The following is a 25,252-nucleotide window of genomic DNA, read 5'->3' on the forward strand; positions in this document are numbered from 1 at the left end:
GTGGTGAGGCAGCGGGGCTACCCGCGACGTGGGGCCCGAGGCATCGGGCTCGTTCCTCCACCTTGCCGGGCGGGTTCGCCCGCCCGGTCTTTTCGGTGGCGGCGCCCAAAAGAACAAACCTTTTCGAGGATAGCTCCCATGTCATCCGATCATCGGCAGACATCGCTTTTTGACGCCTTCGAGGCCTCGGACCCGGCCGACAATCCGGCGGACGGCAGCCTCGATGTTGCCGCCGAACTCTGCGGCACCCTTGCGGCAGCGATCAAGGTCTGCCCGTTCTCCCGGGCCGAAATCGCCGCGCGGATGAGCGACCTCACGGGCAAGCCGATCTCCGAGGACATGCTCAACCAGTGGACGGCGAAGAGCGCGGCGGCCTGGCGCTTTCCCTTCGAATTCGCCCCGGCCTTCGAGGTCGCGACCGGCACGCAGTGCCTGCAGCTTCTGATGGCGCGCAAGCGCGGCACCGTCGTGATGACGAAAAAGGAAAGCCGCGACGCGGAGATCGGCCGGACCCAAAGGGAATTGCGGGAGATGCAGAAGCGGCTGCGCGCCCTGATGGGTGCCCGCTGATGGAAAGGCTGACCGTTGTGACCATTGCCAAAGCCCTCTCGATAACGCCGCGCGCCGTCCATCTGCGGTCGAATAACGAGGCTTGGCCCTATACAGAGACATCCGTCAAAGGTGGGCGTCAGCGGGTCTACGACCCTGCCGACCTGCCGGCGAAGGTGCAGGACGCGCTGCGCGACCACATGCTCAGGACGGGCAGCCCTTCCGCCGAGACACGGCCGCAGCTCCGCGGCGAGACGGCCGAGGCAACGACAGACCTAGCCATCGCGGCGGGCAACGTCGATGCGGGCGACCTCAAGGGCTGGCAACGCGAGATCATGCTGGCGCGGCTCGCCCTCCTGCGGGAGGCCGAGCGGATCGCGGCGGCAGGCGGGCTTTTCAACGCCTTCACAACCCTTTCAAGGGCCGCCTCGGATGGCACGCTGCCGCCAGCCCTGATGCGTGCCGCCTCGGCGGCCAATGCCAAGAAAGGCGAAGGCCGGACGCTCTCCGTCACATCCCTGCGGCGCTGGCACGCGGCCTTCGAAGCGGCCGGCCGCAAGCCGCTGGCGCTCGCGCCGGACCGTTCGCCAGCGGAGAAGACGTTGCCGCCGGCATGGCTGCCGGACTTCCTGGAGTTCTATGCCCTTCCTACCAAGCCAACGGTCGCGGGTGCGTACCAGGAGGCGCTCGACAAACGCCCCGGACTGGCATTGCCGCCGCTTCGCACGGTGCAGCACCACATCAAGAAGCTGCCGGCCCTAGCCCGCAATCGCGGTCGCATGGGACCGCGCGCCCTGCGGCAGATGAAGGCCTTCGTGCGCCGCGACGTCTCCGAGCTGTGGCCGACCGCCGTCTATGTCACGGACGGACACACCCACCACGCGGCCGTCGCGCATCCTCTGACCGGCAAACCGTTCCGCCCCGAGATCACGGCGACCATCGACGTCGTGACACGGCGGATCACCGGCTGGTCAGTCGCGCTTTCGGAGGCCACGTGGGGCACGATCGATGCCTTGCGCCATGCGTTCACGACCTGCGGCGTGCCCGACATCTGGTATGTCGACCGGGGCAAGGGCTTCAACAACGACGTGATCGACGACACGCTGACCGGGCTTCTGGCCCGCTTCGGAGTGACCAAGGAACGCTCGCTTCCGTACCGGTCGCAGGCGCGCGGTGTGATCGAGCGTTTTCACCGGACATGGATCGAGGCGAGCCGGTTTTCTCCCACGTATCAGGGTTGGGACATGGACCCGGAAGCCCGCAAGCGGGTCGACGACCAGATCAAGCTGGAGATTGCCGAGAGCGGCCGGTCGGACATCCTGCAGGGCTGGGACGACTTCATTGTGTGGTGCGGCGAACAAGTCGCCAAATACAACGACCGGCCTCATGCCGCCCTGCCAAAGATCGTCGACGCGGCGACCGGCCGCCGCCGTCACATGTCGCCCGACGAAGTCTGGCGCCAGTGGGAAGCAAAGGGATGGTCGGCGGACCGCGAGGACGGCGACGACATCGAGCTGATGTTTCGCCCCCAGGAGCGGCGCAAGGTCAACCGCTGCGAGATCCAGCTCTTCACGAACCGCTATTTCGCGGATTGCCTTGAGGACTTCCATGAACTGGAGGTGCTGGTCTCCTACGACATCCACGATGCCTCAAAGGTCTGGGTCTTCGCGCCCGACGGCCAGTTCATCACCGAAGCGACGTATTTCGGCAATTCGGTGAGCTTCTTCCCCGTTTCGAAGGTCGAGCAGGACCACGAGCGCCGCGTCAACGAGCGCGCCAAGAGGGTCGGCAAGCGCATGGCGGCGGTCGAGGAGGAGCGCCAGAAGCCGGTGCTGGAGATCGTCGCGCGGCGCGAGACACCCATCGTCATCGAGCCGGAGAGCTCGCGGCCGACGGCAACGCTGGAAGTGGTCGCATCGCCCAATGAGCCACCTGTGACCGCAGCGAAGTCCGCAGACGACCGCCCCGAGCGGTTCAAGAGCGACTTCGAGATGGCCGCGTGGCTCTGGCACCACCGCGACCGGATGACCGCCCATGACGCCGGCTGGCTGGTCGATCGGCTCACCGACAGTCCCGCCTTCACGATCCGCCTTTCGATGGAAGGCATCGATGCGGCCGCACTCAAGGGCGCCGCGAAGGCCTTCATCGCCAAGCAAGAGGTAAAAAACTCATGAGGAAAGATTTCGTCTTCGTCAGCAACACCCAGAATTTTTTCGACGGCGTCGACCGGGTCGAGAAGCGGGGCGCGGCGGAAAAAATCCTGATGGTGGTCGACGGGCAGCCGGGCCACGGCAAGACCACGACGGCCGAATGGTACGCGGCCGAGCATGGCCTGCCCTTCATCCGCGCCAAGGCGGAATGGACGCCGCACTGGATGCTTCAGGAGCTTCTGGAAACGCTGGAACTGGTTCCAGAGCGCGGGTTTCCCAAAATGTACAAGCAGGCGACCGTGACGCTTGGCGCCCGCATGTCCTATGCCCGCGACAACGGCCATCCCTTCGCGCTGATCGTCGACGAAGTCGACCACATGGTGCGGTCGTCGAAGCAGCTCGAAACCCTGCGCGACATCGGCGAACTGATCGAAATGCCCATCATTCTGATCGGCATGTCGAAGCTCTGGGACGGCCTCAACCGCCTGCCGCAGATCCGGTCACGAGCCTCCGCGCACGTGACGTTCATGCCGCTCAGCAAGGACGATACGAGGTCGATCGTCGGCAAGCGCTGCGAATGCGAGGTCGCCGACGACCTCATCGATGTCCTGGACGCTGCGGCCAAGGGCTATCCGCGCGAGGTCATGGACGGCATCCAGGCGATCGAGCGGGTCGGCAAAAGGCTCGGCCGGCCGGTGACGGTGTCCGACATGGCAGGGGAAATACTGCTCACCGACCGGGCGACCGGCAAGGCCGTGATGGTGAAGCCATCATGAGCGGCGAAGGCATCAACCAGATGGCAATCGCCAACGCTCTTTCGGCGGGTGTCTGCCTGACAACGGAAGAGCTTGCGCGGCTGACCGGGCTTGAGCGCAAGCGGGTCGCGATGACGTGCTGCAGGCTCGTTTCGCGCGACTGGATCGATCGGCTGGAGCGGGGCTGTTTCGTGCTCTCCGAAGAAGGCCGGCGGGCTCTTGCGAATGGCGAGATCATCAAGACAGGGCCGAAAGGACCGCTGACGCAGGGCATTCCGCGCCGCCCGAAGCGACGGACCGTGCGCGACAAGCTCTGGTACGCAATCCGGCTCAAGAAGAAGTTCACACTCGGCGACCTGATCGAACTCACCGGTTCCAGCCATGCCAATGCCGCCCGCTATGTGCAGGCGCTGGCCGGCGCTGGCTATCTCACCACGCTTCGCCGCGAGGCCGGCTTCGCACCGACATCCAACGGCTATTGCCGATGGTCCCTGACGGATGATCCGGGCTCAAAGACGCTCGTCCTGAGGGCGAAGGGGCGCACGATCTTCGATCCGAACCGCAACGAGACACGCGATGTCAAGCTCGGCGGGAGGGTGCGATGGGCGCCGTGACGCTTTCGGGCGCGGCCGCCGCCGCCAGCGACAAGGACTATGTCGCAATCGCCAGAAGTTGCTGGGGCGACAGCTTGCCTGACTGGATCGAAGCATTGGCGAGCGAATGCAACCGGATCGGCCAGAGGTCCGCCGCAGAAAAGATCGACTATTCGGGATCGGCCGTCAGCGCCGTGCTCAGGCGCAAATATCAGGGCAACGTCGCCGAGGTCGAGGCAAGGACACGCGCCGCGCTCATGCGCGGCACCGTTCTCTGCCCGTCGCTGCAAAGGGCGATCTCCGGTGCGCAGTGCCTCGCCAACCAGGCCTTGCCGTTCTCCACGGCGAACCCGGCGCGGGCCCGCCTGTTTCGAGATTGCAGGAACGGCTGCCTTCACTCGCGGATCGGGGGCGACGCATGAGCGCCATCCTCAATTCCATCGTGGCCGAGACGGCGGCGGAGTTCGGCTTCCCCCCGGAAGCCCTTCTCACGCCGTGGAAGCGGAGCGACGTGGTGCGCGCCCGGCATGTCGGGATCTACGTCGCCCGCGTCTGCACACGTCACAGCCTCTGGCAGATCGGCGAAGCCTTCCATCGCAACCATTCCACCATCGGCTACGGCATCGCGAAGATCGAGGAGGAGATGCTCGGCAATGCCGCGCTTGCCGAACGCGTGCAGCGGATCATGGCCCGTGTCGCGCCGGGCATGACGCTGCCGGCCCATGAACCCGCGGACGCCGCCGACCCGATTGATCAGCTCGTCGAGCTGCTCGTTCCGCGCCTTGCCGAAATCCTCATTCCCCTTTTGACGCAAGAGAACAGGACCGCACAAAATGACCGTTGAAGCCCCCGAAAAGCCTTCTGAAACAGCCGTTGAAACCGGCCTGCCGCCCGGCGCCATCGAGGTCGCCGGCAAGCCCTACATGCAGGACGCCAAGGGCGCCCTGGTGCCGCTCGGAACGATCAAGGCGCAAGACCTTCTGATTGACGAGACGGTGCGCAAGATCATCGGCTTCGCCCGTGACCTCAACGCGCAAATCCGCCGCTTTGGCGAGCACACCTCGGCCGACATCGTGACGCTCCAGGAGACGTTGGACCTTCACTACGGCGCGAAGGCCGGCGGTGCGAAAGGCAACGTCACGCTGACCACCTTCGACGGCCGCATGAAGGTGACGCTCAAGATCGCCGACCAGCTCGAATTCGGCCCCGAACTCCAGGCGGCCAAAAAATTGGTCGACGAATGTCTCATGGAGTGGTCGGCCGACAGCAACGACGAGCTGCGCTCGATCGTGACGCGGGCCTTCCAGGTCGACCAGGAAGGCAAGATCAACCGGGCGGAGATTTTCATGCTCCTGCGGGCGGAAATCAGCGACCCGCGCTGGCTGCGCGCCATGCAGGCCGTGCGCGACAGCATCCGCGTCGTCGGCTCCAAGTCCTACCTGAATTTCCACGTCCGCGAGAATGCCGACGGCAAGTGGATGCACTTGCCCATCGACCTCGCCAACGCCTGAGGAGAGCAGACATGACGAACGCAATCACCCGGGCGCAGGCCGACATTGTCTGCGAGAACCTTGTTGTCCTGACGCTGACCTGTGCCAATCCTTCATCGGCCGCGAACGTCTTCGCCTCTCTTAAAGAGGAACTCATCGCCGGCCGCTTCCGGATCGGTCCATACGGCATCGTTGATCCGAAGGTTGAGCGGGACGAACGCCCGACGATCGAGACCCGCGTGACGATGACGGAGGTGGACGTCGTTTGCCACATCGACCGGCGTGGCACGATCCGCTTCGACGCCGCATGCCCGGACGGCCATGTCGAAATCGCGCGCGGTCCGCAAAGCGCCATCCTGGAGGCGCTTGCCAACAATACCGCCGTGGAGATGGGCGGTCCGAGCGACGATCCGGTGTGCCGTCTGGTCGGCGCCCAGGAGGACGATCAAGAGGCGCAGAAGGTGGCGCAGGCGCTTTCGGTCGCCCTGACCCACGGCATGATTTGGGCGCATCGGGGAGCGGCGGAATGAACCTGATCCTCCAGGTCTGCCTCCTGGCGATCCCGGCCCATTGCGAGACCGAAGTGCTGGCCGTGTCGGCCGACAGCCTCGCGCCGACCCAATGCCTGATGATCGCTCCGAGGGCGATCGCGGAATGGAGCGAGCGGCACCCGAAGTGGCGCGTCCAGCGCTGGCGCTGCGGACCGCCGGAAAAGGCGGTGCGGATATGACCACCTATACGGCAGCCCAGGTCGCCGCTCTCGGCGCGCTCAAGACGCACTGGGCGCTTGCGGCCGGCGAGGACGGCTATCCGGTCCCGCGCGGCGGCTTCGTCTCCCGGCGCACGATGCGCGGCCTTGCGACCCGAGGTCTCGTGCTCTTCACGGACAACGACAAGGCGGCGCTCTCGGGAGCCGGCGAGCGTCTGCTCTCCGGCCAGCGCCCTTACACCCCGAGGCAATGACATGCCGCTGGCCCCGCTCTTTGTCTTACCCAGCGGGGCCAGCGACCTCGACCGGCACCGGCAACTCACCGAGCAGCGGGACCGGCTGAAATCCGAACTCGCCCGACACAAGCCCCGCAGCGCGATCGCCAAGGCCCTTGAGGTCTGGCTCGCCCAGGTGACGGCGGCGCTTCTGTCGATCGAGACGAAATGGGCGGCGGACATGCCGCAAAAGGAGAGCGACCATGGCGACAGATCAAAATGGTGGGATCGGTGAGCTGGACGGAAAGGCCGTCGAACGCAACGCCGAGCTGATGCGGGAGATCGACGCGATCGTCGCCCGCCAGGGCGGCATGGCGCATGCCGACCAGCTCTATCTGATGATAGGCACGCTCGCTGCCGGCATCGCCGATATCGCATCCAAGCGGCCGGGCGACACGGCGGCCAATGCCGAGCGCATCCGGCAGGCTGCGACAGTACTGCTCATCTCCCTCGTTGACGGGCATGTCGAGGCGCGCGAGGAGCGCGGGGCGGTGGTGCAATGAGCAACATCGACAACGAGCTGCCGCCGACCGTCAAAGAAGTCTTCGACGAAACCGTCAAAGTGGCCGGCGTGTTTCTCGACGATGGCGCCATCTTCAGCGCTGCCGGGATATTGCGCCGCCTCGCAGATCGGCTTGAGCGCCACGGCCACGCTGTCAACGAACAACTGGAAAAGGCGGGCCGCCAGGAACAGCAAGGCGGGGAGATCGAGCAATGAAATCGATCGACCGGCTTCCGGGCCTCATTACCGAAATCGAAAGCGACCTCGCCATGGGTGAGGAGAGCAACCTCGCCTCAGGTGAGGCCGCCGAAATCATCGTGTCACGCCTGAAGCGTGACGAAGGTGCGGCCGAAAGCTTCGCCGGCGGTGCATACGTGTTTCGCCTCGCGGGCGTCGCCGGCTCCTGCACGGCAGGTTGTGACGGAATGCTTCGCAGTTGGCTCCGAGCGGCTCGTCGCAAGCTGGAAAAGGCGGGCCGGTCATGACCGCCATCCGGCAGCGCCAGATCGGGCGCATCCACGGCCTTGCCAAAGAGGCTTGCCTCGACGAGGAGACCCGCCGCGACATCATCGCCCAGGTGGCGGGCGGCAAGCGCTCGTCGAAAGACCTGACGGCGGCGGAAGCCGACGACGTGATCCGCCGGCTTGAGGTTTTGGTTGGCGGCGGGACGAGCCCCTCCGTGCCGCACTCGCGCCGGGGCATCGCCATGGACGGCCCGTTCGCCGGCAAATTGAGAGCGCTCTGGATTGCCGGCTGGAACCTCGGCGTCGTTCACGACCGGACGGACGAGGCGCTGACGGCCTTCGTTGAGAGGCAAACGGGCATTCAGGCGGTGCGCTGGCTCCGGGACGCGGTCGAGGCCAGGAAAGCGATTGAGGCGGTCAAAGGATGGCTCGCGCGGGAGGCCGGCGTCGACTGGTCGACGGATGGCGGTCGGACGCGGGAAGCGAACCCGCGCCAGCGTGTGGCGGCGGCGCAATGGGCTTATATCCGCGAACACGCAAACCAGACTCCCGCGCCTTCGTTGGCGGATTTCCTGCGCAGGACGGCGGGCGACTGGCAACTGGCGCCGGTCAAGGCGACGGACCAGCAATGGCAGACCGTCCAGAACGCGCTCGGGACGATCGTCCGCACGATCAAGGCCGACTTTGAGCGCGGACGAGCCGCCGCCATGAAATGGGCGGACACGGCCGATCAGGCGACGACCGCCGAGGCGTTTGCCGCTGGCGGACCCGATTTCCTCAAGGGCGAATGCACAGACGAAACACCCGCCTATCACCATGGCTGGGACGATGCCATTCGCGCCGCCCGCCGCACGAAGGGAGCCGAGTGATGCTTGAAGAATTCGTTGAATTGCAGCCGACGCCGAAGGGATACACGCCGAAGCGAGACCCGGTGAAGTTCGGTCTGATGAAGATTGGCGGCGGCTATGCGCGCGGAACGCTGTTCATTCGTCGCGACGTCCTGGCCCAGGTCGGCTTTTCGACGTGGCGTTGCAAGATCATGCTCGGCAAAGGAAGCCGCGCGCACCAGGTCGCGGTCATTCCAGATCCCCAAGGGCCGTTCGAACTGTCCTCCACGGCGCGGAAGGGAAAAGCGGTCGATCCGGCGGCGGAAACTTTCCGCGTCATGCTGCCATTGGTCGAGGCTTTTCCCGACGTCTCCAGTGCGGCGACGGAACGGGATTACAAGATCGAAGTATCGCTCAAGAGCAAGGTTCTGGTCGTCGATCTGCCGCCCTTCTGTTGGGACAAGGGCTCCCGTGACCGCCTCGTAAAGGGCAAGGCGGCATCATGACCGAACGTCGTCAACGCATCATCGAGCGCATCCGGCGCCGGGAAGTCTATTTCGACCTCACGAAGGGCAAGAGCATGTCCACCGCCCAACTCGAGAGCTTCAGCGCGACGGCCAAGGCGATCCACGCGACGCTGGTTTGGCTCAAAAAGCACGAGGCACGGATCAAGCGGTATCTCGCCCATGCGCGGGAGATCGATGCCCTGTTGGCAATGCAGGCGGAAGACCGCGCCGCGATCCTCGCCTACGGGCCGCTCGTCGCCGAGCTGGCAATGGAGGTCGGACGGAAGGAGGCGGATGCCAAGGCGGGAGGGCCGGCGCGATGACCGAAGAAACGGCACCTTGGGCCAACCTCGACCGCGATGAACTGTTGGCGCTCGTCTCGTCGCTCAACGATGGTCTCGGGCTGTCGTTGACGGCGGAACGGAAGGCCCGCCTTGACGAAGCGATCCTGCGCGCCCGCTGGCAGATCGCGACCGATCGCGCCCGTGCTGCCGACCAGGCGGCGCACGAGGCGTTCAGCCGGCGAATGGAATTGCTGGATAGGCCGTTTCCCCGCGAACTGACCTCAAAAATTCTTGCCGAAGAAGAGGCGATCAAGGCGGCGGATGCGCGCGCTCGCGCCAGGGCGAAGAGGCTGAATGCGAAGGCCGACCGTCTTTGGGACGAACTGCATCCCGGCTGGCGCAACGAGGTGGCGTCGTGACCGCGCGCGAGCCCATCGTCACCGATCATGCCGTGGTGCGCTATCTGGAAAGGGTGCATGGGCTCGACGTCGCGGCCGTGCGCGAGCACATCGCGGGCCGGGCGGCGACGGCCGTCGAGCTGGGTGCCATCGCGGTCCAGATCGAGGGCGTCAGGATGCACCTTGCCGATGTGACCGTGGTTACCGTGACGCCGATCCGCCGCCGCAAGCGCAAGGCCGACCGCCGAGACCTTCGGGAGGCGCCGTGACCGAGGCGCCTTCCTCCTTTCGCGGACTTCTGGCCGAAATCGCGGCCGCCGCCGGGCCGGAAGCGGCGCTGGCGGTGCAGCGGGCGCGCGGCGGCACACGGGTGGACATTCCGGCCGACGTCAAGCCAGGCCACTGGCTGGCGGACTGCGTCGGGCTGGAGACGGCGCGGACGATCGCCAAGGCGCTGGCCGTGACGGACGCGGACAACCGGGTGCGCGGCGTCAGGCATGAGGTGCTGCCGATCGGCGAGACCGGCGTCATGCGCCATGCCAAGCGGCGGTTCGCCGACCTGATCGCCGAGGGCAAGAGCGTGCGCGCCGCCGCGCGGGCCGTGGGCGTGACGGAGCGGACCGGCTTCGAGTGGAACGGAAAAATCAAGGGGCGGGACAACCGCCAGGGGCGGCTTTTGTGAAGGAGAGCAGGACGATGACTGTATGGACCGATATCGCCGATGCCGAGTTCGATCGCGCGGACAATTGCAGGATCGACGCGGCGGAGGCTCGTGAACGCTTCAACCAGCTTCTGGCGGGTAGTCGTGCGCCAATCCGCCCAGCATGTAGAGAACGATCGCTGTCCCTCGCACTTTCGCTGACGCTTCGAGAGGATAAGGGACGGTGAATTCCTCTTTTGAAAAGTCGAGAAGTGTCGCGATCATCAGGGCGAAAATCCAGCGGCGATGCAGTTCCTCGGCGGCCGCGGCGGTGAGATCGAGGGCCAAATCCTCAGCTCCGCTGCGGGCGAATTCGAGGAGCCGGCCATCGAGTTCAGCGACGGCATCCGGGCTCCAGGTGCGGCCGCCGGCCTCGGCCAACGTCTCCACCGGGTCGATCTTGTTGAAGAACAGGCTTGAGATTTCCTCGGCTGTCGCCCGGCCGAGAGGCGGCGGCTCGTCGACGGGAAACGCCGCATCGAGATATGTGCACCAGAGGAGCCTTCCGAAATTTTCCATGTTCGTCTCCGCGTGTCGTTTCCACGGGGGGATGGACGGTGCCGGACCGCGCCAACGGTCCGGCACCACCTCTTTCATGACAGCTTCGGCGCGAGTCTTGGAGTCTGTTTCGACGAGCGCCAGGGGAGGCTTTTGTGAGGGGGCCTCTCGAAACCTACTCCGTCGTCACGCCGATGGCTTTGGCCGAGCGGACAACCTGCATGCAATGGGCCGATCGCTCGGTTGCCCCCATCTCGGACAGGTCTTCCTTCGCTGTCCAGGTTGAGGTCTTCAAGTAGCCGACGAAGTCGAGATCGTCGGCGGCGACATGGTTGCTGACGTAGCGATTGATAGCCGCCTGGTCGAGCGTCAGTCCGCAGGCGTCCTCGGCTCCGATGATTTCGCCGAGGCGGTCCGCAACGTCCAGGCTATCGTCCGCCTTGGCGACGTTGATCGATGCGAAGAGCCAGCAGGCCGCCAGAAAGAACCGTTTCATTCCAAATTCCTCGGTTTTGAGTATTCTGATATTGAAGGGAGCAGATAATGCCAAATGTCGAGAGAGCGTTGCAGATGGCAATCCGCTACGGCGGTATAGACGGTGACCGTCATAAGGCTTGGGTGATAGACCAGATGGTCCGTGCTTTGACCGACTGCCCGATGGTTGAGAAGTCTGCGCTCGACGTAAACGATAATCCCTACAACTACGAGGAACAGGGCGAGAGCGAAGCCTATATGAAGCTTGTTGCTGATGCATGCGACGGCGAAGACGGGCCGCAAACGTATCCCTGGGATTGCGGCATCAAGCCGTGACGACATGCCAACAGGATGCTTAGGCAAGTGGAGTTCTCGTACTCTCTCAAAGGAATGCACGACGTGGATCACCCAATAACCGTCATCGACGCGCTTAGATTTTTTGTCGCATTGCAGGTGTTCGATATCGTGCTGAGAGCGATTGACATTCCGTGGATCGAGAAGTCTCCACTGACGGTCATTGTAGCGGCCGGAATCGGCATGTTGGCAGCGAAATTTCTGATTGCAAAGTCGAACAGACGCTGATCTTGCCGCCCGATTGATTTCACGGCAGACTGCCCGACGCCAACTCAGCCCCGGACCCCCTCCGGGGCTGAAGTGTTTCAGCCCCCCTTGAATGCCTGTTAAAGGCGAATTTGTCGTCACCGAATTTCGGCTTCTGACGGCGGGATGCGAGCGGGAAACCGGTTCCCGCTTTCCGTATCCCGCCAGGCACGGTGACGACATGGCCTCTCTCCCCGCAATCGACAATGATTTCCTGACGCGCTTCGTGCCGCCTTCGGGCAAGCATGCCGAGGCGCAACGCGCCAATATGGCCGGCCTCGTCGACTCCTGGGGGATCGTCGCCGAGCTGGCCGAACTGACGACGCCGCTTCGGGTCGTGCATTTCCTTTGTCAGACCGGCCACGAGTGCGACCGCTTCCGGACCACGGAAGAATATGCGAGTGGCCGGGCCTATGAAGGCCGCGCAGACCTCGGCAACACCCGCAAGGGCGATGGCGCCCGGTTCAAGGGGCGCGGGATCATCCAGACGACGGGACGCGCCAACTGCCGCGCCTTCACCGCGTGGATCCGCAAGTACATTCCCGCCGCGCCTGATTTCGAGGCAGAGCCGGAACGGCTCGCGCAATTTCCGTGGGCGGCTCTGTCGGCGGCCTGGTACTGGCAGACGCACAACCTCAACCGCTTTGCTGACCGTGACGACGTGATCGGCGCAACCCGCGCCATCAACGGCGGCCTTAACGGGCTTGACGATCGGCGCAAGCTGCTCGGGATCGCCAAGACGGTGATGGCGGCGGCGATGGCCGGCAGCGTTGCGGTCCACTCGGCCGCGCTGCCGACGCTGCATCGCGGCTCCGATGGCGATGCGGTCGCCACCCTCCAGCGTGCGCTTCGATCCGCCGGCTATCACATCGCCACGGACGGTGATTTCGGCCCTGCGACCGAGCTGGCTGTCCGCACCTTCCAGCAGACCAATTCGCTCATCCCGGACGGCATCGTCGGCCGGGCCACCTGGGGCGCGCTCGCCCGCCACATCGACCACCCGGAGACCTGATCATGTTCTCGCGCTTCTTCCATCTCTTTGCGCAGCCGCTCGCCCTGTGCCTCTTCCTCGGCGCCTTCGCGCTCGTCGGCCTCGTCCTCGGCGCCGGCTTCACGCCTGCCCATGCCGCCATTCTGACCGGCGATGCCTCGGGCACCGGCAATCTCCTGCAAACGACCGTCAGCATGGGCCTCGACATCGTGTTCGGGATTGCTCTGCCCTGGCTCATTTGGAAGCTGACCGGCGTCCAGATCGCGTCCAACCGGCGCGAGACGCTGCACTCGGCAGCCGTGACGGGCGTGACGCAGGCGATCGCCGCGATGGGCCTCACACCCTCGACGGTCAAAACCGAGAATATCACCGCGATCGTCGACGGCGCCGCCAACTGGATTGCCGGCAAGGGAGCGGGCGACACAGTGAAAGCGCTCGGCATGAGCCTTCCCGACATCGAGGCGATTGCCCGCGCCAAGGTGATGCAGGTCATCGGCAACGGACCGACCTGGACCACGCTCGAACCGGCCATTGAACGCGGCGGATCGGCCAGCGCCAGCAACGGCTGACCAAGTCGGCCAATGGTTGATGAGGTCGGCCGCGCCCAGGAGCGCGAGGAACGCGAAAGGATGGCGGCGATTGCCCGCCATTTTTCGCAGCCGGTGAAACCAGGCTCTCCGGTCTGCACCGGTTGCGGAGACGACATTCCGGATGAGCGCCGGGCCGCTGTACCAGGCGCCTCCACATGCATCACCTGCGCAAGGCGGGCCGAGGAAAGGGGCAAGGCGTGGAAGTTCTGAGGGAATGGTGGCCGGTGATCGCGTTCGCCGCAACGCTGCTTCTTGGTGCGGGCGGTTGGGCGATCCGCATGGGGCTTGCCTCGAAGGCGGACCTTGCAGCCGAGGCGACGACACGCAACGAGCAAGTGGGCGGCCTGGAGCGGCGCATTGCCGCCGATATCAAGGCTTTGCGCGATGGCCAGCATGACCTCTCCAGCCGGACGCTGCGCATCGAGACGGAAATCGAGCATTTGCCGAGTGCGGACGACTTCGCCGAACTCAAGGCCGCACTCGGATCGCTGACGGGCGCGGTCGATGCCTCGCACCGGGAGCTTTCCGGACTGTCGCGCGCGGTAAACCGGATCGAAGATCATCTGTTGAACAGGGGGCAATGAGAGATGGGCAGCTTTGCCGAGGATATGGCGGCGAGCCGGCGGCTCGCCATCCTGCGTTTCCTGCGCGAAGCCGGGGGGAGCGCCAACGAGAGCATCCTCAAGACAATGCTGGCTGGCATCCGGATCAAGGGGCCACTGCTCGGCGACGGCGTCAGGTCCGACCTCAAGTTCCTGGCCGAGCATGACCTGGTTGTCGCGGAGATGTACGCGGGCGGCGATGGCGGCGTCATGGGCGCGGACATCACCAAGCGGGGCATGGCCTATCTGGCCCGCGAGATCGAAGCGATTGCGGGTGTCAAGCTCCCCGATATGGGAGTCTGAGCCATGGGCCGTCCGTCCAAGGTGGATCGACTGCCGGACGCGGTGCGCGAGGCCATCGCGGACCTGCGCCGCCAGGGGCGAACGATTGATGAAATTCTCGCTCATATCCGGGACATGGGCGTCGCCAGCGACGATGTCAGCCGCTCGGGCCTTGGCGAGCACATCAAGGAAATCGACGCCCTCGCCAAGGAGGCCCAAAAGGATCGCGCCATCGCGGAAGCCGTCGTGGCGCGCTTCGGAGAGGAAGCCGAAGACAAGGTCTTTCGCGGTTCGGTCGAGATGTTGCAGGGGCTGATTTTCCGGATGACCGTCGCCATGCGCCAGGGCGACGTCATGGACCTGTCGGCGGGCGACATGATGTTTCTGAGCCGCGCCATGAACAGCCTGGCCGCAGCAAGCAAGATCGACACCGATCGCGCCGCGAAAATCGAGGCACGCGCGATTGAAAAGGCCAAGCGGGAAGCCGTGGCCGAGGTCGAGAAGGCCGCGGGCGAATGCGGCATGAGCCAGGAGACCGTCGACGTCATCAACCGTCGCATTGCCGGTATCGCCGTCCGCTGATCGGAGCCTTCATGAGCGCGCCTTTGGATCACGAGGTTTTCGGCCGGGACATCACGGAGGCCGATTGGATCAAGCTGCGGCGCGATCATCCGGCGAGTTTGCCAGAGACCGAAATCTTTCTCGGCTATCAGCGCAAGCTGCTGGCAACGACCGCAGTCCACCGGGTCATCGTCTATGAAAAGAGCCGCCGGACAGGTGTGACCTGGGCGGCCGCCTACGATGCGGTGATGGCGGCCGGCAAGGCGCGGGCCGCCGGCGGCATGAACGTCTTCTACATGGGCTACAATCTGGAAATGGCGCGGGAGTTCATCGACACCTGCGCCTCCTGGGCGAAGTATCTGTCCGAGTTTCTCGACCTCGGGCCTGCCAGTGTCGGAGAGTATCTCTTCGAAGACACCAAGGGCAACAAGGACGTCAAGGCGTTCTCGATCGACTTTGCCTCGGGCTTCTCGATCCGGGCCTTGCCGTCGAGGCCCCGCAGCCTTCGCGGCATGCAGGGGTACGTCATCATCGACGAAGCCGCGTTCCACGAGGATCTGGCCGAACTTCTCAAGGCGGCGATGGCGCTGCTGATCTGGGGCGGCAAGGTCCTCCTGATCTCGACGCATGACGGAGCGGAAAACCCCTTCAACGAACTGATCGCCGATTGCCGCGCTGGCCGAAAGTCCTACGCGGTGTTGCGGACGGATTTCGACGAAGCACTCATCGACGGCCTTTATGAGCGCGTCTGCCAGAAGGCGGGCGAGGACTGGACCCCGGAAGGGGAAGCTGCCTGGCGCGCCGGCATCATTGCCGATTATGGCGACGCGGCGGACGAAGAACTCTATTGCATCCCGAGCCAGGGCTCCGGCACCTGGCTGCCGTCGCCGTTGATCGAGGCGCGCATGACGGCTGATGCGCCGCTGCTGCGATGGGAGTTGCCGTCCGACTATCTGCACCGGACAGAGCTTGAGCGCATGCTTCTCTTCGTTCCGATGAAGCATGCGCTCGCCGACGCCCTGCAAAACCTCGACAAGCGCCACCGCCACGCGCTGGGCTTCGACTTCGGCCGCGTCGGCGATCTGTCCGTGCTCTGGCTGCTGGCGCTCGATCAGGCTCTCAACCGCATCACGCGGCTGGTGGTGGAGATGCGCCGCTTTCCGCATGCCGAGCAGATCGAGGTTTGCCGCGCGGTGATCAGGGCGATGCCGAGACCAACGGGCGCCGCGTTCGACGCGGGCGGTGAAGGCAATGGCGTTGCCGAGGCGCTCCAGCGGGAGTTCGGCATCTACGCGCCCGATCATCCGGGCAGTGGGCTCGTCGAAGCGATCAAGCCGTCCATCAACTGGTACCGGACGGAAATGCCGCCGCTGAAGGCGGCCTTCGAGGACGGCACCGTCACGATCATCAAGGATGCAGATCATCTCGACGATCTGCGGCTCGTCAAGGTGGTTTCGGGCGTGCCAAGCATCCCGGATATCCGAACGGGAACGAAGGGAAAGAAGCGGCACGCGGACGGCGCGGTCGCGCTCGCCATGGCCTATCACGCAAGCCGCATGAATGCGGTGGTCGATCTTGTCATCGACACACCCTCGACCGTCGCGGCCGAGGAGACCGGAGCGTTGCGCGGCGCCTTTGACAGCTTGAGGAGACGGCTATGGGGATGACGGGACCGGATGGCGAAGCGATCGACCAGGGCACGCTGTCGATCGAGGTCGCTGCGCCGACGCTCTACGGCCGCCGCCGGGTCATGGAGGACCGCGTCGCCGGCCAGCTCGTGCCGGAACGGCTTGGCGAAGTGCTGCGCCAGGCCGAACTTGGCGAGCACCGCAATTACCTGACGCTCGCCTATGAAATGGAGGAGCGGTACATCCATTACCGTTCCCAGCTTCAGACCCGCTATCTCGCCCTTGACGGTATCGAGCCGTCGGTGACCGTGCCGGACGGCGTGCCGGCGAAGATCGGCGATTTCGTCAACGAGCTGGTCGAGGATCCCGAATTCGGCATGATGGCCTCCGCGCTCTCGGACGGGATCGGCAAGGGCTATGCCGTCTGCGAGATGATGTGGGAGTATCAGGCCAGGGCGCTCCGACCGGTCAAATACGTCTTCCGGGACCCGCGTTTCTTTCGTTTCGACAAGCTGACCATGCGCGAGCTGCGCCTTGAGGTCGACGGCCGTTTCGATGGCGAGGAGCTGCCGGCCGGAAAGTTCGCGCGCCATGTGCCGAGCATCTTCACCGGCATTCCCTCGCGCGTCGGCGTCGCCCGGCCGGCCTGCTGGGCTTTCATGCTGCAGCAGTTCACGCTTCAGGATTGGGCCGGCTTTGCCGAGACCTATGGCATTCCCATGCGGCTCGGCAAATACAGCGCCAACGCGTCGGACAAGGACAAGCGAGGGCTGCTCGACGGCCTTCGCATGTTCGCCAACGACGGGGCGGCAATCATTCCCGAGGGGGCGTCGGTCGAGGTGTTCAAGGTCGAGGGCAGCCATGGTCAGGCGGTCTTTGGCGGGCTGCTCGACTACATGGACCGGCAGATCTCCAAGCTGATCGTCGGCCAGACCATGACGGCCGACGACGGCTCGTCCCAGGCCCAGGCGAAGGTGCACAACGAGGTCCGCCTCGACATCATCAAGGCCGACCAGAAGCAACGCGCCCGCACCGCGAACCGCGACGTCATCCAGATGGCGGTCGCGCTCAACTTCGGACCGCAGGAGCGCTATCCCGTGGTCGACTGGCCGGTTGCCGAGCCGGAGGACGTGACGGCGCTTTCGGAAAGTGTCGCCCGCCTGGTGCCGCTCGGTCTCAAGGTCAGCCAGCGTGAGATGCGCGACAAGCTGGGGCTCGGCGAGCCGGAGGATGGCGAGGAGCTGCTCGCGCCGGCAAGCGCCGCGCCATCCGAGCCGCCGGCCGATCCGAAGGCCCCGCCGGCCCCGTCTCAAAAGACCGTTCAAGCCGACTTGAAAGCGCATTTAAGCGAGGCGCGGGACGCGGGCAGAAAACCGGTGCCCACTTTTCCTCGTCCCGCGCTGACCGGTCATGTCGCCGGCTGCCGCTGCGGCGGATGCCGGACGGCGCAGCTCGCGGCCGAGGCCACCGGCCAGACCGCACTCGATGACATCGAGGCGCTGCTCAACGAGGATTGGGAGGAGATCAGCCGGCCGCTGCTGGAGCCGGTGCTCGCGGCGATCGAGGAGGCAAGCAGTCTCGACGATGCCCTTGCCCGTCTCCAGGCGGCCGGTCCGGATGCGTCCAAACTGGCCGAAAGGCTGGCGCGGGCCACGTTCATCGCGCGGGCCATCGGCGACGTGAAGGACTGAACGATGGCCGAGGTGAAGCGCGGCTTCGGGCCGCCGCCGGAGGTCATGCAGTACCTCCAGGACAGAGGGTTCAAGCCGGCCTTCTCGTACCAGGACGTCTGGGGCGAGGAATATGCCCATGCCTTCTCGGTGGCGAAAGTGACCGAGTTGGAACTTGGCAAGGCGTTCCAGGACTCAATCGCGAAGGTGAGAGCTGCCGGAGGCGCCGAAGAGGATTGGCGCCCCCTGATGCTGGCTGAACTCCAGCGGCTCGGCTGGTGGGGACCGCGCCTGGTCGCGGATCCGACTGGCCGGGAACCGGCCGCCATGGTCGATTTTACCTCCGCGCGCCGGCTCCGGACCATCTGGTGGGGAAACACGGCCTCGGCAAGGGCCGCCGGCCAATGGCAGCGCGCCCAGCGGTCCAAGCGCGGATTGCCGTATTTCCTCTATATGCGCACGACCTCCGTCGAGCCGCGCCAGCAGCATCTTGTGTGGGTCGGCGTCATCCTGCCGGTCGACGATCCATTCTGGGACACGCATTTCCCGCCCAATGGCTGGCACTGCAGTTGCTGGCTGCGGCAAATCTCAAGGCGGGAATCGGAAAGGCTGCTGGCCCAGGAGCCCGATCCGGACACGATCGGCTACACGACCGAGGCACCGGAGATCGGCCCGCCGAGGGAGTTCCGCAACCGCCGCACGGGCGAGGTAACGGAGGTTCCCGCCGGCATCGACCCCGCCTGGGCACAAAACCCCGGCAAGACGCGGGCGACGACGCTGCTGCAAAATCTGGAGACCCGGCTCGGCGAAGCGCCCGAAACAGTGGCGACGGAAAAATTGCAGGAGCTTTGGCGTGATCCCTTCATTCGCGTCGCGCCGCTGTTGCCGAAGACACCGACCGTTTACCTCCCGGCCGGCGTCTCAAAGCCGCTCCAGGAGCTGCTGGGCGCCAGGTCGCCCGTCGCCGGCATCACGGCGGCGGCCGTTGCCAACAAGCTCCGCGACCATGCCGACCATCTCGACCAGGACGAATTTGCCAATCTGCCGGAAACGCTGGCAACCGGCCGGATCGTCAACGAGGGCCGTCCGAAGGCCCGGAGCGTGATTGCGTCGATCGGCGCCGCGATCTGGAAAGCGGTCGTGCTCATCAGCGACAACGGCTTTTTGCGGGTCAACACCTTCCATCGCATCCGCGAGGAGGAGCGCGACCGGCTGCTGCGCAAGGAGGGACGGCTGAAGGGGAAGGAACCGTGACGGGAGGGACGCCAACCCCTCGCGGCCCGCAGGCCGGCTGCTCGACTTTGCGCCGCCACGTCCGATCAATATGGTTCCATCAGCGGCGAATCGCAACCAGGACGGAAATCGATCATGCTGAAAGCCGGGCTTCTCATCTGCGCCAGCCTCATCGCGGTCGATGGCGATACGGTGAAATGCGACGGCGTCAACATGCGCGACATGGGCGACGGCGGGCCGTTCGTGTCCGGTTACGACACCCCGGAGATCTATCATCCCAAATGCCAGCAGGAGCTGGAGCTGGCCCGCGCGGCAAAGGCCCGCATGGCTGAATTGCTCAGGACGCCAGGTGTCGAGGTGGTTTACTCCGGCAAGAAGGACAAGACACCAAGTCACCGGCCGCTGGTTTGGGTGCGGTTACCGGATGGCCGGTCGATCGGCTCAATCCTGATTTCGGAAGGTCTGGCACGCAAATGGACGCCGCGCCACACGGCCGACTGGTGCGATTGAAAATCCTATCCGCCACATTCGCCCGCTGGCGGCGATCCGACCCTTGACCCTTGCGCGTGCCCGTCCCAATCACGTTTGCCCGTCCATGGCTTAAAAAACCGCTTCAACGGCGATTTTATCCGGGAGCCTTCGCCCGCGACTTGCACCGGGCGCCCGCATCGGGCACCGTGAGGGCCAACTCCCCGCCGTCACCGCTCCCGAACCGGCGGGGCTGAAGACCTTCAGCCCCGCCGCCTGGCTGCCGCGCGGCTAGGGTCGCTGCCATGACGGCGACACCTCATTTCTCCCTTCTCGATGCGTCTCCCGTTGCGGCCTTCGGCGTCGTGACGCTGGCGTTCGACGCGGCAACCGGCGAAGCCCCGCAATGGGTGCAGATCGCGCCGGCCGGCCGCGTGACGACGCGGGACAACCGCAGCTTCGAATTCGACGCGGCCGTGCTTGCCGCCCGCTTTGCGGCAGACAAGGTCCAGATCCCTGTCGACCTCGACCACGCCAGCCTTGCCGGCGCCGGCGCCGATCCGCGAACGGTCGGCTGGGTCGTGGAAATGCAGGCCCGGCCCGAGGGTCTTTTCGGCCGCGTCGACTGGCTCGACGAGGGCCTCGCCACGCTCAAGGCCCGCACCCGCCGCTACATCTCGCCCGGCCTTCGCCACGACGAGACCGGTCGCGCCACGTGGATCCATTCCATCGCCCTTGTCGCAGCCCCGGCGCTTTCCATGCCGGCGCTCGCATCCGCCCAACCTTCGGAGCCTTCGATGTCCGTCACCGCCTTTGCCGCCGCGCTCGGTCTTGCCGCCAACACCGACGAGACCGCCGTCCTTTCCGCGCTCACCACTCGCTTTGCCGACAACACCAAGAAGATCGACGAGCTGACCTCATCGCTCACGGCCGAAAAGACGCGCGCCGACGATGCCGAAACCAAGCTCGCCGCCCTCAAGACCGCGACGCGCCAGACCTCGGTCGACGCGGTCCTGGAGGACGCGCTCAAGGACAAGCGCATGTTGCCGGCGGAAAAGGAGAGCTTTGCCAAGCTGTCGGCGACCGACGAGGGCTTTGAGCAGGTGAAGGCGATCCTTGCCGCACGGCCCAAGGCTCTCGGGGCCTCCGGCCTTGACGAGCGCGACCCGCCGGAAACGGAGACGGGCAGCACCCGCGAACAGGCGGCGGCGCTCGCCGCCCGCATCAACAAGCGGATCGCGGAGAACGCGACCCACGGCATCACGATCGACGCCGCCACGGCGCTTTCCCAAATCGAGGCCGAAGACGCCAGGAAGCGCTGACCCTCTTTTCCACGCCTTCACATCAGGAGCCGCAGTCCATGCGCCAGGGCCACATTCAGACCTTCCTCGCCGCAGAGGCCATCACCGGCAAGCGCCTCGTGGCGTTCGATGCCAGCGGCGCCGTTGTCGGCGCGGTCGCGGACACCGATCCGCTTGTCGGCGTTTCCGACGCGGTCGGCGCCGACGAGGGCGGCAACTGCGACGTCCACATGACGGGCCAGGTGCCGGTCACGGCTGGCGGCGCCATCGCTTACGGCGACCCGGTGACCTCGGATGCCCAGGGCCGCGCGGTCGTTGCGGCGCCGTCCGCTGGCGACCAGGTCCGCGTCGCCGGCTATGCCACCACCAACGCGACGCTGGCCGGCGACATCGTTCAGCTCTTCCTCGCGCCTTCCATCCTCTACACGCCCTGACGCTGACGTTTTGTCTTTGAGCGAGTTCTAGCCCGAAAACCGGGCGCCACTTTTCGGGAACGCGCTCTTGCCCGCGTTCCAATCCTCCGGAGATTTCCATGGCCGACCGTCGCCCCTTCGCCGTATCCGCTTCGCTCACCGCGATCGCCATCGCCTTCCGCAATCCGGCCTATTCGCTGATCGCCGACAAGGTGATGCCGCGCTCGCCGGTCGGTTCGGAACGCTTCAAGTGGACCTACTACGACATCGCCCAGGGCTTCACCGTGCCCGACACCCGGGTTGGCCGGAAGGGCCGCGTCAATCAGGTCGAGTTCATGGGCGAGGAGCGCGACGGATCGACCGAGGATCACGCTCTTGATGCGCCGATCCCGAATTCGGACATCGAGGAGGCGCGCAAGCTGCGCGAACAGGGGCTCTCGACCTACGACCCCGAACATGTCGCGACGCAGTATCTCACGGACCTGACGATCCTCGACCGGGAAATCCGTGTCGCCGACACGGTGCAGGATCCGAACAACTATGCCGCCGGCAACCAGTACGACATCACGGTTGCCACCGATCGCTTCGACGATCCCGACAGCAATCCTTTCGATGTGCTCGACACGGCGCTTTCTGCCGTGCTCGGCATGCGGCCGAACCTCCTCTGCATGGGCCAGCCGGTCTGGACCAAGCTCAAGAAACATCCGCGCCTCATCAAGGCGGTCAAGGGCGGCCTCACCGACGAAGGCGCCATCACGCGCCAGCAGCTCGCCGAGCTGATCGAGGTTCCGCAGATCCTCGTCGGCGAAGGCCGCGTCAACATCGCCCGGCCGGGTCAGCCGATGAACCTCACCTATTGCTGGGGCAAGTCCATCCAGGGGCTGTTCATCAACCCGGTGGCCACGACCCAGATGGGCATGACCTGGGGCCTGACGGCGGAGAACGGCAGCCGCGTCGCCGGTACGATCGAGGACAAGGACATCGGCATGCGCGGCGGTCTCCGCGTCCGCGTCGGCGAGGCCGTCCGCGAACTGGTCGTTGCCCAGGAGTGCGGCTTCATCATCGAGAACGCCGTCACCTGATCGGTTGCCGCTCTGACACTCAAACCTGACGAGGACCGATCATGAAGACGCCGAAGACCACCACAGCCGAACAGGCGGCCGCCGAGTTGGCCGCACAGGTCGTCGCGGGGACCGCCACCGACGAAAAGGCCAAGGCCGATGCCGAGGAAGCGGCAAAGGCCGCCACCAAGGCCGCCGCCGACGAGAAGGCCAAAGCCGATGCCGAGGAAGCGGCAAAGGCTGCCGCCAAGACCGCCGCCGATGCAGCCGCGAAGGCGGAGGCGGACGAGAAGGCCAAGGCCAATGCCGAGCATGATTGGCGCGTGGCGAAGCCGATCATCCGCAAGCGCAAGGTCCACCCGCTCGGCTCGACCATGACGCTGACGGATGCGGAGGCCGAGCCCTACCTGGACCGCCTCGAGCGTCTCTGACCCCAATCCCTTCGGCCGGCCTGTCGTCACGGCCGATCCGCCGGAGCGCGGAGCCTCAAACGCCGCCGCGCTCCGGCCTCGTCCTTTCATGACCACGGAGCCGCCCGATGGCCTACGCCACGATCGCCGATCTTGAAGAACGCTATCCCGATGAACTCGTGCTGCTCGCAGCCGACGGGGCGACGGGCCTTCGCGACGACGATCGCATCACGGCCGCGCTCGATGACGCCTCGATCGAGGTCAAGAGCATTCTCCAGGCGCGCTACTCGGCGGCCGAACTCGCCTTGCTCGATGCGGACGGGCTCGCCATCGTCAAGGTCTACACGATGGACATCGCGCTCTTCCGGATCGCCATCAGTTTCTCCCGGCTCACCGACGACATTCGCGAGCGCTACAAGTCCGCGCTCAAACGGCTTGAGGCCATCGCGGCCGGCAAGGGCGCGCTCACCTTCACCGGCGGCGGAACGCCCGACCCGAACGACGCCAGCTCTCAGAATGCCGTGCTCGTCTCCGCGCCCGAACGCGTCTTCACCCGCGCCCGTCAAGGGGGGCTGCCGTGAGCGGGATCCAAATCACCGTCGACCTTCGCGACCTCGATGACGCCATCAAGGGGCTGCGCGCCTTCCTGGACGTCGATCGGGAGGAGCTGCTCACCACGATCGGCAGCGCTGGTGTCGACCAGACGCAGCATCGCATCAACGACGAGAAGACGGCGCCGGACGGAACGCCCTGGCAGCCGAACCGAGCCGGAACCCCCACTCTCAACGCCAGCGGAAAACATCTGCTGAAGGACATTGCCTTCAATGCCGACGCCGACCAGGTCGAGTGGGGATCGCCCTGGCAATTCGCCCACGTCCACCAGGAAGGAATGGTCATCAAGCCGCGTTACGGACATGCGCTCAAATTCTGGTACGTCGCCGGCGGCAATGTGAACTTCGCTGTCGCAAAGCAGGTGACGATCCCGGCGCGGCCCTTCCTCGGTCTTTCCAACGACAACGTCGACGAGCTGCTGGACATCGTGACGGACGCCTTCGGCATGCTCGGGGGACATCCATGATCGAGCCCGTGCCGCTTGCCGATCTCATCGCCGCCGATCCTATCTCGCCAGTCAAGGCCGCGATCGTCGCCCGCCTCAAGGCGCTCCTGCCGGGCGTCATGGTGCAGCCGCACCCTGGCAAGGTCGACATTTCCGACATCGTCGCAAAGACGGTGATGCCGGCACCGGGCGTTGCCGTCGGCTGGTCGAAAGCCCGGATCGTGCCGATGGCGGACGGCGGGTGGCATGCGGCGATCGACTGGACCGCCTATGTCGTGACCAGCGATGACGTGATCGACGATGGAGTTGTCGGCAAACGGCGCTTCGAGCGCGACCAGGTCGCCAACGCGATCGGCCTGCGGCTGCTCAAGATCCTCGGCGATCCGGACGAGCAGCTCTGGCAGATCGCCGGCATCACGCCGCCGGAAGCGACCGATTTCAAGCCCTTCTTCACCGTCAAGGACGTTGCCCAGGGCATGGCCTATTACGCGGTGACGTGGCGCCAGACCGTCGTCGCCCTCGGCGCCGGCCTTTGGGGCGACCTGCCGACCGGGCAAGTCACGGAAGACGGCACCATCCAGTTTGACGGCGAGGACGAGATGATCGCGGCCATGAAGGCGGCCGGCTTCGGCATCCCCGGCAGCGACGATCAGGGGAGCGGCTCATGAATGCCGTTGCCACCGAACTGCGCCGCCTGCGCCGGCTTGCCGCCGTCACCGACCGGCGCATCGCGCTCGCCAACCTGCCGGGCAAGGTCGCCGCGATCGACGCTGAGAACCGTCTCGCGCGGCTCGTCATCGACACGGACGAGGACGGCAACCCTGTCCTCGGACCGTGGGCGACGTGGGAAGAACCGGGCGTCGGCGTGCTCGCCATGCACACGCCGCTGAAGGTCGGCCAGCAGGCGGCCTATTCCTCGCCCTCCGGAACGCTGGGCGCCGGCTCCTCGATCCGCCCGCGGGCTCACGACGACGACAACCCCGCGCCCTCAACCTCGGCCGACACCGTGACGTTCCAGGTCGGCGCGAGCTGGATCACGCTCAACGACGGCGAGGTCCAGATCAGCGGCGACACCATCCGCCTCATCGGCAACGTGGAAGTCCACGGCGCCTCGCTCACCCACAACGGCAAGAACGTCGGCGACAGCCACGCCCATTCCAACGTCGTCAACGGCCCGGCGATTTCCGGGCCGCCCGTTTAAGCCCCTTTCA

General features: G+C 65.6%; 42 protein-coding genes. 40 read left to right on the forward strand and 2 right to left on the reverse strand.

The window, feature by feature from the left end; all coding sequences use genetic code 11:
- Nucleotides 1-138: 138 nt before the first annotated feature.
- The 20 genes from HDIA_RS11195 to HDIA_RS11290 are packed head-to-tail and all read left to right on the forward strand — an operon-like array spanning nt 139 to nt 10,184.
- The gene (locus HDIA_RS11195; RefSeq protein ID WP_099556236.1) at nt 139-570 is read left to right on the forward strand and encodes a hypothetical protein; all 432 of its coding nucleotides are present in this window, start codon (nt 139-141) and stop codon (nt 568-570) included.
- Nucleotides 570-2,723: a Mu transposase C-terminal domain-containing protein gene (locus HDIA_RS11200; protein WP_099556237.1), complete on the forward strand. Its 2,154-nt coding sequence runs from the start codon at nt 570-572 to the stop codon at nt 2,721-2,723. Before HDIA_RS11195 ends, HDIA_RS11200 begins: the two co-directional genes overlap by 1 nt.
- Nucleotides 2,720-3,475 carry an AAA family ATPase gene (locus HDIA_RS11205; protein WP_099556238.1) on the forward strand — a complete coding sequence of 252 codons (756 nt, stop codon included), beginning with the start codon at nt 2,720-2,722 and terminating at the stop codon, nt 3,473-3,475. Before HDIA_RS11200 ends, HDIA_RS11205 begins: the two co-directional genes overlap by 4 nt.
- The gene (locus HDIA_RS11210; RefSeq protein ID WP_099556239.1) at nt 3,472-4,068 is read left to right on the forward strand and encodes a type IV toxin-antitoxin system AbiEi family antitoxin domain-containing protein; all 597 of its coding nucleotides are present in this window, start codon (nt 3,472-3,474) and stop codon (nt 4,066-4,068) included. Before HDIA_RS11205 ends, HDIA_RS11210 begins: the two co-directional genes overlap by 4 nt.
- Nucleotides 4,056-4,469: a transcriptional regulator gene (locus tag HDIA_RS11215; protein ID WP_099556240.1), complete on the forward strand. Its 414-nt coding sequence runs from the start codon at nt 4,056-4,058 to the stop codon at nt 4,467-4,469. Before HDIA_RS11210 ends, HDIA_RS11215 begins: the two co-directional genes overlap by 13 nt.
- Nucleotides 4,466-4,891, forward strand: a complete 426-nt coding sequence (locus HDIA_RS11220) for a helix-turn-helix domain-containing protein (RefSeq protein WP_099556241.1) — start codon at nt 4,466-4,468, stop codon at nt 4,889-4,891. Before HDIA_RS11215 ends, HDIA_RS11220 begins: the two co-directional genes overlap by 4 nt.
- Nucleotides 4,881-5,558, forward strand: a complete 678-nt coding sequence (locus tag HDIA_RS11225; protein WP_099556242.1) for a DUF3164 family protein — start codon at nt 4,881-4,883, stop codon at nt 5,556-5,558. The genes HDIA_RS11220 and HDIA_RS11225 overlap by 11 nt, the downstream gene beginning before the upstream one ends.
- An 11-nt stretch (nt 5,559-5,569) precedes the next feature.
- Nucleotides 5,570-6,067 carry a hypothetical protein gene (locus HDIA_RS11230; RefSeq protein ID WP_099556243.1) on the forward strand — a complete coding sequence of 166 codons (498 nt, stop codon included), beginning with the start codon at nt 5,570-5,572 and terminating at the stop codon, nt 6,065-6,067.
- Nucleotides 6,064-6,267, forward strand: a complete 204-nt coding sequence (locus HDIA_RS11235) for a hypothetical protein (RefSeq protein WP_099556244.1) — start codon at nt 6,064-6,066, stop codon at nt 6,265-6,267. Before HDIA_RS11230 ends, HDIA_RS11235 begins: the two co-directional genes overlap by 4 nt.
- Nucleotides 6,264-6,500 (forward strand): hypothetical protein, encoded by a 237-nt coding sequence (locus tag HDIA_RS11240; protein WP_099556245.1) that lies wholly within the window; start codon nt 6,264-6,266, stop codon nt 6,498-6,500. Before HDIA_RS11235 ends, HDIA_RS11240 begins: the two co-directional genes overlap by 4 nt.
- A gap of 1 nt (nt 6,501) precedes the next feature.
- A complete protein-coding gene (locus HDIA_RS11245; RefSeq protein WP_099556246.1) occupies nt 6,502-6,756 on the forward strand; it encodes a hypothetical protein in 255 nt (84 codons plus the stop codon).
- Nucleotides 6,725-7,024: a hypothetical protein gene (locus tag HDIA_RS11250; protein WP_099556247.1), complete on the forward strand. Its 300-nt coding sequence runs from the start codon at nt 6,725-6,727 to the stop codon at nt 7,022-7,024. The genes HDIA_RS11245 and HDIA_RS11250 overlap by 32 nt, the downstream gene beginning before the upstream one ends.
- Nucleotides 7,021-7,239 (forward strand): hypothetical protein, encoded by a 219-nt coding sequence (locus HDIA_RS11255; protein WP_099556248.1) that lies wholly within the window; start codon nt 7,021-7,023, stop codon nt 7,237-7,239. Before HDIA_RS11250 ends, HDIA_RS11255 begins: the two co-directional genes overlap by 4 nt.
- Nucleotides 7,236-7,508: a hypothetical protein gene (locus tag HDIA_RS11260; RefSeq protein WP_099556249.1), complete on the forward strand. Its 273-nt coding sequence runs from the start codon at nt 7,236-7,238 to the stop codon at nt 7,506-7,508. The genes HDIA_RS11255 and HDIA_RS11260 overlap by 4 nt, the downstream gene beginning before the upstream one ends.
- Nucleotides 7,505-8,356 (forward strand): regulatory protein GemA, encoded by an 852-nt coding sequence (locus HDIA_RS11265; RefSeq protein WP_099556250.1) that lies wholly within the window; start codon nt 7,505-7,507, stop codon nt 8,354-8,356. Before HDIA_RS11260 ends, HDIA_RS11265 begins: the two co-directional genes overlap by 4 nt.
- Entirely contained in the window at nt 8,356-8,820 is a 465-nt protein-coding gene (locus HDIA_RS11270; protein ID WP_099556251.1) for a hypothetical protein, read from the forward strand. Before HDIA_RS11265 ends, HDIA_RS11270 begins: the two co-directional genes overlap by 1 nt.
- Entirely contained in the window at nt 8,817-9,143 is a 327-nt protein-coding gene (locus HDIA_RS11275; protein ID WP_099556252.1) for a hypothetical protein, read from the forward strand. Before HDIA_RS11270 ends, HDIA_RS11275 begins: the two co-directional genes overlap by 4 nt.
- A 44-nt stretch (nt 9,144-9,187) precedes the next feature.
- Nucleotides 9,188-9,523, forward strand: a complete 336-nt coding sequence (locus HDIA_RS11280) for a hypothetical protein (RefSeq protein ID WP_157775507.1) — start codon at nt 9,188-9,190, stop codon at nt 9,521-9,523.
- The gene (locus HDIA_RS11285; protein WP_173796217.1) at nt 9,520-9,771 is read left to right on the forward strand and encodes a hypothetical protein; all 252 of its coding nucleotides are present in this window, start codon (nt 9,520-9,522) and stop codon (nt 9,769-9,771) included. The genes HDIA_RS11280 and HDIA_RS11285 overlap by 4 nt, the downstream gene beginning before the upstream one ends.
- On the forward strand, nt 9,768-10,184 hold the full coding sequence (locus tag HDIA_RS11290; RefSeq protein WP_099556254.1) for a hypothetical protein: 417 nt from the start codon (nt 9,768-9,770) through the stop codon (nt 10,182-10,184). Before HDIA_RS11285 ends, HDIA_RS11290 begins: the two co-directional genes overlap by 4 nt.
- Before the next feature lie 99 nt (nt 10,185-10,283).
- Here the strand turns inward: HDIA_RS11290 and HDIA_RS11295 are convergent, their stop codons facing one another.
- Both HDIA_RS11295 and HDIA_RS11300 read right to left on the reverse strand, forming a co-directional pair.
- Nucleotides 10,284-10,721, reverse strand: coding sequence for a hypothetical protein (locus HDIA_RS11295; RefSeq protein ID WP_099556255.1), 438 nt, complete (start codon nt 10,719-10,721; stop codon nt 10,284-10,286).
- 154 nt (nt 10,722-10,875) lie between these two features.
- On the reverse strand, nt 10,876-11,196 hold the full coding sequence (locus HDIA_RS11300; RefSeq protein WP_099556256.1) for a signal recognition particle: 321 nt from the start codon (nt 11,194-11,196) through the stop codon (nt 10,876-10,878).
- 47 nt (nt 11,197-11,243) lie between these two features.
- Between HDIA_RS11300 and HDIA_RS11305 the strand changes: the two genes are divergently transcribed.
- From HDIA_RS11305 to HDIA_RS11400, 20 genes are all read left to right on the forward strand, one after another.
- Nucleotides 11,244-11,510, forward strand: coding sequence for a hypothetical protein (locus HDIA_RS11305; RefSeq protein ID WP_099556257.1), 267 nt, complete (start codon nt 11,244-11,246; stop codon nt 11,508-11,510).
- Between the two features lie 63 nt (nt 11,511-11,573).
- Entirely contained in the window at nt 11,574-11,756 is a 183-nt protein-coding gene (locus tag HDIA_RS11310; protein ID WP_210202879.1) for a hypothetical protein, read from the forward strand.
- A 199-nt stretch (nt 11,757-11,955) separates the two neighbouring features.
- Nucleotides 11,956-12,786, forward strand: a complete 831-nt coding sequence (locus HDIA_RS25710; RefSeq protein WP_157775511.1) for a peptidoglycan-binding protein — start codon at nt 11,956-11,958, stop codon at nt 12,784-12,786.
- A gap of 2 nt (nt 12,787-12,788) precedes the next feature.
- Nucleotides 12,789-13,334, forward strand: a complete 546-nt coding sequence (locus tag HDIA_RS11320; RefSeq protein ID WP_099556260.1) for a hypothetical protein — start codon at nt 12,789-12,791, stop codon at nt 13,332-13,334.
- A 60-nt stretch (nt 13,335-13,394) separates the two neighbouring features.
- The gene (locus tag HDIA_RS26095; protein WP_197708129.1) at nt 13,395-13,565 is read left to right on the forward strand and encodes a TraR/DksA C4-type zinc finger protein; all 171 of its coding nucleotides are present in this window, start codon (nt 13,395-13,397) and stop codon (nt 13,563-13,565) included.
- A complete protein-coding gene (locus HDIA_RS11330) occupies nt 13,553-13,939 on the forward strand; it encodes a DUF2730 family protein (protein WP_099556262.1) in 387 nt (128 codons plus the stop codon). The genes HDIA_RS26095 and HDIA_RS11330 overlap by 13 nt, the downstream gene beginning before the upstream one ends.
- Nucleotides 13,940-13,942: 3 nt before the next feature.
- Nucleotides 13,943-14,260: a hypothetical protein gene (locus HDIA_RS11335; RefSeq protein ID WP_099556263.1), complete on the forward strand. Its 318-nt coding sequence runs from the start codon at nt 13,943-13,945 to the stop codon at nt 14,258-14,260.
- 3 nt (nt 14,261-14,263) lie between these two features.
- Nucleotides 14,264-14,821 carry a phage protein Gp27 family protein gene (locus HDIA_RS11340; protein ID WP_099556264.1) on the forward strand — a complete coding sequence of 186 codons (558 nt, stop codon included), beginning with the start codon at nt 14,264-14,266 and terminating at the stop codon, nt 14,819-14,821.
- An 11-nt stretch (nt 14,822-14,832) separates the two neighbouring features.
- Nucleotides 14,833-16,467 (forward strand): terminase large subunit domain-containing protein, encoded by a 1,635-nt coding sequence (locus tag HDIA_RS11345; protein ID WP_157775513.1) that lies wholly within the window; start codon nt 14,833-14,835, stop codon nt 16,465-16,467.
- Nucleotides 16,464-18,119, forward strand: a complete 1,656-nt coding sequence (locus HDIA_RS11350) for a DUF935 domain-containing protein (protein ID WP_245884242.1) — start codon at nt 16,464-16,466, stop codon at nt 18,117-18,119. Before HDIA_RS11345 ends, HDIA_RS11350 begins: the two co-directional genes overlap by 4 nt.
- A gap of 3 nt (nt 18,120-18,122) precedes the next feature.
- Nucleotides 18,123-19,352: a phage head morphogenesis protein gene (locus tag HDIA_RS11355; protein WP_099556267.1), complete on the forward strand. Its 1,230-nt coding sequence runs from the start codon at nt 18,123-18,125 to the stop codon at nt 19,350-19,352.
- A gap of 114 nt (nt 19,353-19,466) precedes the next feature.
- On the forward strand, nt 19,467-19,841 hold the full coding sequence (locus tag HDIA_RS11360; protein WP_099556268.1) for a thermonuclease family protein: 375 nt from the start codon (nt 19,467-19,469) through the stop codon (nt 19,839-19,841).
- Nucleotides 19,842-20,104: 263 nt separating this feature from the next.
- A complete protein-coding gene (locus HDIA_RS11365; protein WP_099556269.1) occupies nt 20,105-21,121 on the forward strand; it encodes a phage protease in 1,017 nt (338 codons plus the stop codon).
- A 38-nt stretch (nt 21,122-21,159) separates the two neighbouring features.
- Complete coding sequence (locus HDIA_RS11370) at nt 21,160-21,534, forward strand: capsid cement protein (RefSeq protein WP_099556270.1); 375 nt, start codon at nt 21,160-21,162, stop codon at nt 21,532-21,534.
- A gap of 98 nt (nt 21,535-21,632) precedes the next feature.
- Nucleotides 21,633-22,595 (forward strand): capsid protein, encoded by a 963-nt coding sequence (locus HDIA_RS11375; protein ID WP_099556271.1) that lies wholly within the window; start codon nt 21,633-21,635, stop codon nt 22,593-22,595.
- Between the two features lie 41 nt (nt 22,596-22,636).
- A complete protein-coding gene (locus HDIA_RS11380) occupies nt 22,637-23,005 on the forward strand; it encodes a hypothetical protein (protein WP_099556272.1) in 369 nt (122 codons plus the stop codon).
- Between the two features lie 107 nt (nt 23,006-23,112).
- Nucleotides 23,113-23,565 carry a gp436 family protein gene (locus HDIA_RS11385; protein WP_099556273.1) on the forward strand — a complete coding sequence of 151 codons (453 nt, stop codon included), beginning with the start codon at nt 23,113-23,115 and terminating at the stop codon, nt 23,563-23,565.
- Entirely contained in the window at nt 23,562-24,062 is a 501-nt protein-coding gene (locus HDIA_RS11390) for a phage virion morphogenesis protein (RefSeq protein WP_099556274.1), read from the forward strand. The genes HDIA_RS11385 and HDIA_RS11390 overlap by 4 nt, the downstream gene beginning before the upstream one ends.
- Nucleotides 24,059-24,709, forward strand: a complete 651-nt coding sequence (locus tag HDIA_RS11395) for a hypothetical protein (protein WP_099556275.1) — start codon at nt 24,059-24,061, stop codon at nt 24,707-24,709. The genes HDIA_RS11390 and HDIA_RS11395 overlap by 4 nt, the downstream gene beginning before the upstream one ends.
- Nucleotides 24,706-25,242 (forward strand): phage baseplate protein, encoded by a 537-nt coding sequence (locus HDIA_RS11400; RefSeq protein ID WP_099556276.1) that lies wholly within the window; start codon nt 24,706-24,708, stop codon nt 25,240-25,242. Before HDIA_RS11395 ends, HDIA_RS11400 begins: the two co-directional genes overlap by 4 nt.
- Nucleotides 25,243-25,252 lie beyond the last annotated feature (10 nt).

The organism is Hartmannibacter diazotrophicus, assembly GCF_900231165.1.
Classification (GTDB): Bacteria; Pseudomonadota; Alphaproteobacteria; order Rhizobiales; family Pleomorphomonadaceae; genus Hartmannibacter; species Hartmannibacter diazotrophicus.